Origin of the sequence: Ruminococcus sp. CAG:57 (assembly GCF_000435935.1) — a bacterium.
GTDB classification, from domain to species: domain Bacteria; phylum Bacillota; class Clostridia; order Oscillospirales; family Ruminococcaceae; genus Hominimerdicola; species Hominimerdicola aceti.
Genome location: NZ_FR890702.1, coordinates 1 through 7,354, shown reverse-complemented (window position 1 = coordinate 7,354; position 7,354 = coordinate 1). Strand labels below are relative to the sequence as shown.

Genomic DNA, 7,354 nt, shown 5'->3' with positions numbered 1-7,354 from the left:
GCTGCAACTTTCGGGGTTTTCTTTTGGGATCATGCCGGACTTACTTTCTGTATGCTTTTGGCTTTGTGGAAATTTCATAAATATTTTGATTTTTGTCATACAATAGTGACTAAAAGGGCTTGACAAAACTGTGTAAAAGTGAGATAATAAGATAGATTATTGTGATACTTTATGCCGTCCGTTGGCGGTGTAGGATTGGAGATTTTTTCATGGCAACTAGAGTGGGAATGGTTTCTCTCGGATGTCCAAAAAATCAGGTGGACGCTGAGCATATGCTCTATGATCTGCGCAAAGAGGGTTTTCAGATAGTTTCTGACGCAGCCCTTTCTGATGTGGTCATTATAAATACCTGTGGATTTATCGAGTCGGCTAAACAGGAGGCTATAGACACTATACTTGAGTTCTGTACTCTCAAGCAGGAGGGCAGGATAAAGGCGGTAATAGCTACGGGCTGTCTTGCTGAAAGATACCGTGACGAAATGAAAAAGGAGATTCCTGAGCTTGACGCTGTTGTGGGAATAGGCTCTAACGGAAAAATTTGCGATATCATAAGAGAGATACTGCTGGATAAGCAGGCGGTCTGTTCTTATGGCGCAAAAACTGAGCTTTCCATGGAAGGCGGAAGAATTATTTCTACTGAGCCTTTCTATGCGTATATAAAGATAGCCGAGGGTTGCAGCAACAACTGCACTTACTGCGCTATCCCGTCTATAAGAGGAAAATACAGAAGCAGACGCATGGAGGATATCGTCAAGGAAGCCAGATGGCTGGCTGAGAACGGCGTTACGGAGCTTGTAGTTGTGGCGCAGGATACAACACGCTATGGCGAGGATATCTACGGCAAGTCTATGCTCCCTGAATTGCTCACGGCACTTTGTGAGATAGACGGTTTCAAGTGGATAAGAACGCTTTATTGCTATCCTGAGAGGATAACGGACGAACTGCTGGACGTTATCGCTAAAGAGGACAAGCTTGTAAAGTATCTTGATATGCCTATACAGCACTGCAACAAGACCATACTTAAAAGAATGAACCGCCATGGGGACAGAGAGACCCTTACGGCGCTTATAAAGAAGATAAGAGAAAAGATACCGAACGTTACGCTGAGGACAACTCTTATTACAGGCTTCCCAGGGGAAACTAAGGAACAGTTCGAAGAGCTTTGCGAGTTTGTAAAGGAAATTCGCTTTGAAAGGCTCGGCTGTTTTGCTTACTCGCCTGAGGAGGGTACGCCTGCGGAGAAGTTTGAAGATCAGGTGCCTTTAAAGGACAGAGAGCGCAGAGCGGAGATAATAATGGAAGAACAGATGATTATTTCCGACAGCCTTAATGAGGCTGCTCTCGACAGCGAAGTCGAGGTGGTTTGCGAGGGCTTTGACAGATATGCCGAGTGTTACTACGGCAGAAGTCAGGCGGACGCACCTGAGATAGACGGAAAGATATTCTTCCTGAGCGAGGATAAAGTTAGGGTCGGCGAGTATGTCAAGGTAAAAATTGACGATACTATGGATTATGACCTTATCGGCTCAAAAATGTAGATGAAAGGAACTTGATATGAACCTGCCAAATAAACTTACAGTGCTTAGAGTAATATTGATACCGTTTTTCCTGCTGTTCGTGCTGCTTTTCAAGATACCGCATCACATGGTGTTTGCGCTTATCGTGTTCGCTGCGGCTTCAATTACAGACTGGTTTGACGGCAAGATAGCAAGAAAGCACAATCTTGTTACAACACTCGGAAAGTTTCTTGACCCGCTTGCAGACAAGCTTCTTGTTATGACGGCGCTTATCTGCTTCACATTTGAACGTTGGATAGACCCTGTTGCGGTGGTACTGATACTTGCAAGAGAGTTTATGGTAACGGGTCTTAGACTTGTTGTGGCTAGCGAGGGCGTTGTGGTCGCAGCAGGAATATGGGGCAAGCTGAAAACTGCTTTCACCATGGTTGCTCTTATTGCTATAATGGTGCTTCAGATAATTTTTCCTGCACCAAAGGGAAGCCCTGATTTCACTTGGGGTACACCGATATTCCTTGTAAACGAGATACTCATTTGGATAGCGGTTGTGCTTACCGTTATTTCCGGTGCAGTTTATCTCAAGGGATACTGGAAGTATATAGATTCGGGCAAATAATGTGGCCTGCCGACGTGTTGCGGCATATGATAACTTAATATATAAATGCGTATCAGCAAGAGTAGCTGTGAGGTAATTTTCAGAGAGGAGCCGTTTGGTGCAAGGCTTCAAGGACTTTCAGTGAAGTGCGGCTGACAGCAGGGAGCGAACAACGGCGAAAGCCTAGTATTCCTCTCCGTAGGGTCTGCGTTAAAGATATTGAGCTGTACAAAATTTTGTACAGAAAATCGGAGTGGGACCGTAGATCATAATCTGCCTCCGGAGTGGTGAAACGCCATTCCGGAGGTTTTTTCTTAGAAAGGGAGAGATAGATATGACAATTTTGGAAAATATAAAGCATGATATTCAGACTATAAAGGACAGAGATCCTGCGGCAACGAGCACGCTGGAGATCCTCACATATTCGGGGCTTCACGCTGTGGCTTTTTACAGGGTGTCGCACTGGTTCTATGTTCACAAGCACAAGGTCATCGCAAGATGTATCTCACAGTTTGCAAGAATGTTGACAGGTATCGAGATACACCCAGGTGCTAAGATAGGCAAGGGTCTGCTTATCGACCACGGCTCGGGTGTTGTTATAGGCGAGACCGCTGAGATAGGCGATTACTGTCTGCTGTATCAGGGCTGTACCCTTGGCGGAACAGGTAAAGACCACGGTAAAAGACACCCGACCCTTGGAAACAATGTTATGGTAGGGTGCGGTGCAAAGGTGCTTGGACCATTCACTGTGGGGGACAATGCAAAGATAGCCGCAAATGCGGTAGTTCTTGAGCCTGTGCCTGCAAACTCAACGGCTGTGGGTGTGCCTGCAAGGATAGTTAAGCAGAACGGCAAGCGCACCTGCGACCTCGATCAGGTGCATATCCCTGATCCTGTGGCTCAGGAGCTTTGCCAGACAAGAATACAGATAGCTAAGCTGGAAAAGAGAGTGGCTGAGCTTGAAAAGATCGGAAAGAAAGAGCAGTAAAATATAAGGAAAGAGGTAAAGATAAATGAACATTTATAACACGCTTACTCACAAGATCGAAAAATTTGTACCAAACGAGCCGGGCAAGGTGTCAATGTATACCTGCGGTCCTACAGTTTATCACTATGCCCATATCGGCAATCTGAGAAGCTATATAATGGAGGACGTTTTGGAAAAGTATCTCCGCTATGACGGTTATGACGTAAAGAGAGTAATGAACATCACTGACGTTGGTCATCTTACTTCTGACGGCGATACAGGCGATGATAAAATGCTCAAGGGCGCAAAGCGTGAGCATAAGACTGTTATGGAGATCGCAAAATTCTACACTGACGCTTTCTTTGAGGATTGCAAGAAGCTAAATATCAAAAGACCTGACGTTGTTGAGCCTGCAACGGGCTGTATTGGTGATTTTATCAAGGTTATCTCTGCTCTTATGGACAAGGGCTATGCTTATGAGGCAGGTGGAAACATCTATTTTGATACTTCAAAACTGAAAGAGTATTATGTTTTCCACAACTTTAATGAGGAAGATCTTGAGGTCGGCGTTCGTGAGGGCGTTGAGGAGGACACAAACAAGCGCAACAAGGCTGACTTTGTACTGTGGTTCACAAAGTCTAAGTTCGACGATCAGGAGCTTAAATGGGATTCCCCTTGGGGTGTGGGCTACCCTGGCTGGCATATCGAGTGTTCATGTATCTCCATGAAGCACCTTGGCGAAAGACTTGACATTCACTGCGGTGGTATCGACAACGCTTTCCCACACCACACAAACGAGATAGCACAGTCTGAGGCTTATCTTGGTCATAAGTGGTGCAACTACTGGTTCCATATACTGCACCTTAACACGAACAGCGGAAAGATGTCAAAGTCTAAGGGCGAGTTCCTTACTGTTTCACTGCTGGAGTCAAAGGGCTATGACCCACTGGTATACAGATTTTTCTGCTTGCAGTCACACTACAGAAAGTCACTTGTTTTCACATACGAAAACCTTGACAATGCAAAGACAGCATACAACAAGCTCACTGCAAGGATAGCACAGCTTATGGCTGACAAGAAGCCTGACGAGGTGGTGGAGCTTGTGGATTTTGAGAAGTTCAAGGGTAGCTTCAAGGCGGCACTTGATGACGATATAAACACTTCAAATGCTATCACTGTTCTGTATGACGTTCTTAAAGCTGACACTAACAATGAAACAAAGCTTGCCCTTATCGAGGATTTTGACAAGGTGCTTTCACTTGGTCTGATAGAAGCTGCAAAGAAGCTCAGTGCTGACGGTGAAGAGGATATCCCTGAGGAGGTCAAGGCACTTGTTGAGGAGCGTAAGGCTGCAAGAAAGGCAAAGGACTTTGCTAAGGCTGACGAGCTGAGAGATAAGATAGGCGAGCTTGGCTATATCGTTGAGGAAACAAGACAGGGTACAAAGATAAAGAAAAAGTAAAGGAGCGTTAAATGAGCAAAAATAAACAGGATCTGGGTCCATACCGCAGAAAACAGTTTCAGACGTATTTTCAGTTTTCACTTATAGCAATTTGCTTTGTTATAATCTTTGTTCTCTTTTACGCCTGCACTGGCAGCAGCAAGAACGATATAGACTATACTGATGCAAAGGTGATACAGATGGACGAACCTGCCGATGACAGCCCTGTGGTGGTTTTTGAAACAAACAAGGGAACTTTCAAGGCTGTGCTTTTCCCTGATGAAGCACCAAACTATTGCAAGTTTTTCACTGGACTTGTGGAAAAGGGCTATTATGACGGCACTTATGTGAGCATGGTGCAGGACGGTGTGTATTTTATAGGCGGAACAAAGCAGGCTGACGGTCAGACAACTTCTGACACTGACACCACCACTATCGAGGCGGAGTATTCAAAAAACCTGTGGCCTTTAAAAGGTGCGCTTTGTGCATACACGCAGGAGCAAGGCCACTTGTTCAGCAAGAAGAAGGTTTCAAACAGCTATCTTCTTTTTGTTGATAACTATGACCTTACCGAGGAGGAGCAGGCGGAGCTTGACAGCAAGCTTGCAGACAGCAACAATATCCCTGAGGATATCACCGATGCTTTTGAGAAATATGGCGGTGTGCTGAATTTCTCTCAGCAGTATACTGTTTTCGGTCAGGTATATGATGGCTTGGATATTTATGACGAGATATGCGGTACTGATGTGGCTGACTCTGAGACGCTGAAGCCTAGGGAGGACATACAATTCACAAAGGTGTATATGTCTACCTACGGAGAGAATAAAAACAGCAATGCTTTTGCAGGCAGTGCGGATAGTTCTGAGGTTTCTGAGAGTGCGGTCGACAGTGCAGACACAAGCTCGGAGATGTAAATTAATCATATCAATTAAAGCGAACGGGTGGATGCCTGTTCGCTTTTTATATTCACTGAAAATTCATTATTTATTTGTTTATTTCACTATAAATTTGTATTAAGCTCTGCTATACTACTCTTTAGAACGTGAAGATATTAACATTGCTTTCGTATGGACTAAGGCTTAAAATCAGAAGATTTTATACTTAATATAAGAATATGAAACATAAATTTTATTATATTAGACATGACGGCTTATATTGTAAATTACATTAATAACGTTAGCCGAGCCACAGTTCTTGACTTTATGAGCTTATTGTGGTAAACTTAAAACCAAGTCCATGTGTGAAAAAATTCCGGCAGTGCCTGAATTTTATGTGCTTTGAGCCGAGGGTTGAGCTTTCAAGGGTGTTGGACGATATTAACGATTTTTTTTAGTAACAGAATAGGCAGGAAAGTCCTGTCTTTAAAATAGGAGGAAAATTTATGAGCGAATACAAGATCTACTCATTGCATATGGGTAAGGCAAAATGTGCTGTTGATTTGGGCGATGGCTCTGAGCGTGGAGAGTATGTAAATCAGGATTACATTCTCAACAAAATGGGCAGACCACACAGAAGCATAAGCCTTATGTACTGCTACTATCCGCTGGATAAGGAGTTCCCTGGAAGAATTTCTGAGGTAATGAAAGACGAAGATGTTTCTTTTGCATGGGATTATCCATATGATGATTATTTCACATACAAGGGCGGTCTTGAGGGCAACACAGAGGGCGAGCCTTTTACCTTCATGAGAGATGTAAGACGTCATGGACAGGACGTTACACTCACACTCACAGTTGACCCACACGTTTCAGACGAACAGCTTATCGCTATCGCAAATGACCTTAGACCTTTCGGCAGACTTCTTCTTAGAATAAACCATGAAGCTACAGGCAACTGGTTCTCATTCAACAAGAGATGTACTTATCAGGAAGTTGCTGATTTCTACTGCCGTTTCAATAAGATACTTAAGGAATATGCACCAAACGTTTCTACTATTCTTTGTATCGGTGGCATTGAAGATCTTAACAAGAACGAGATCGAAAAGGAAGCAGAGTTTTCACAGGCTGTCAAGGAGACAGACATCTGGTCTGTTGACAAGTACATGGCTCTTCACTGGGGTTGGCCTTATGACGTTGCTGAAAGAGGCGGAACAAGCCACAGCAGAAGCAAGGTCAAGGACATATACAATATGACAAAGCGTTCTTTTGAGAGATTCAAGGAGATAAACGGCGGCGTTACAAAGCCAATGGTAATGAGCGAGTTCAACGCTGACGGTGATGTTACAGGTCCATACGATCAGGCAGCAATGGTAAAGGAATTCTGCGATATGCTCAAAGCTGACGGCGAGAGCTGGTTCTCAGGATTTACTTTCTATCAGTTCAGAGACAGAGGACGTCTTGGTCTTGAGATTCAGGACCCTAACTATGCTGACTGCGGTATCGAGCAGCCTGTTATGAAGACATACAAGGAAATTATCCACGATGATTTCTTCAAGCCTGCAATGACAAGAGGCGATGAGGTTACACTGCCATGCACGCTTCGTTGGGGCGGTTCTGAGGACGCTGAGGGTCTTGAGATCCCTCTCCACTTTGAAAAGAATCCACACTTCTGCGAGGTTATATTTGATGATGATTCAAACATCATGATGGAGATAAACGGCAAGTGGTTCTATAAGTCACCTGAGGCAAAGACGATCGACCTTATGGCAGCTTTCTTTGAGAAGCCGCTGGAGGGTGAGGCTGATCTGACTCTCAGACTTTTTGCTCCTCCTGCAAGCGGTGAGAATGATCTGTCTATTGAGGACGGACTTATGAACAGCTACACAGAGATCAAGAAGCTTCCTAATATCCGTATCAGATTCGAGCCAGTTGAGCTTTAATTTCAGACATAATTTA

Annotated in this window: 6 protein-coding genes; all 6 read left to right on the top strand. The window is 44.3% G+C overall.

Features of this window, described 5'->3' with window-relative positions:
* Positions 1 to 209: 209 nt before the first annotated feature.
* Entirely contained in the window at positions 210 to 1,538 is a 1,329-nt protein-coding gene (rimO, locus tag QVO88_RS03035) for a 30S ribosomal protein S12 methylthiotransferase RimO (protein ID WP_022287056.1), read from the top strand.
* 16 nt (positions 1,539 to 1,554) lie between these two features.
* Complete coding sequence (gene pgsA, locus QVO88_RS03030; RefSeq protein ID WP_022287055.1) at positions 1,555 to 2,133, top strand: CDP-diacylglycerol--glycerol-3-phosphate 3-phosphatidyltransferase; 579 nt, start codon at positions 1,555 to 1,557, stop codon at positions 2,131 to 2,133.
* A gap of 250 nt (positions 2,134 to 2,383) precedes the next feature.
* Complete coding sequence (cysE, locus tag QVO88_RS03025) at positions 2,384 to 3,100, top strand: serine O-acetyltransferase (protein ID WP_325206966.1); 717 nt, start codon at positions 2,384 to 2,386, stop codon at positions 3,098 to 3,100.
* Between the two features lie 25 nt (positions 3,101 to 3,125).
* Positions 3,126 to 4,541, top strand: coding sequence for a cysteine--tRNA ligase (cysS, locus tag QVO88_RS03020; RefSeq protein WP_022287053.1), 1,416 nt, complete (start codon positions 3,126 to 3,128; stop codon positions 4,539 to 4,541).
* Between the two features lie 11 nt (positions 4,542 to 4,552).
* Positions 4,553 to 5,434, top strand: a complete 882-nt coding sequence (locus QVO88_RS03015) for a peptidylprolyl isomerase (protein WP_022287052.1) — start codon at positions 4,553 to 4,555, stop codon at positions 5,432 to 5,434.
* Between the two features lie 467 nt (positions 5,435 to 5,901).
* Entirely contained in the window at positions 5,902 to 7,338 is a 1,437-nt protein-coding gene (locus tag QVO88_RS03010) for a hypothetical protein (RefSeq protein WP_022287051.1), read from the top strand.
* The last annotated feature ends 16 nt before the right edge of the window (positions 7,339 to 7,354 follow it).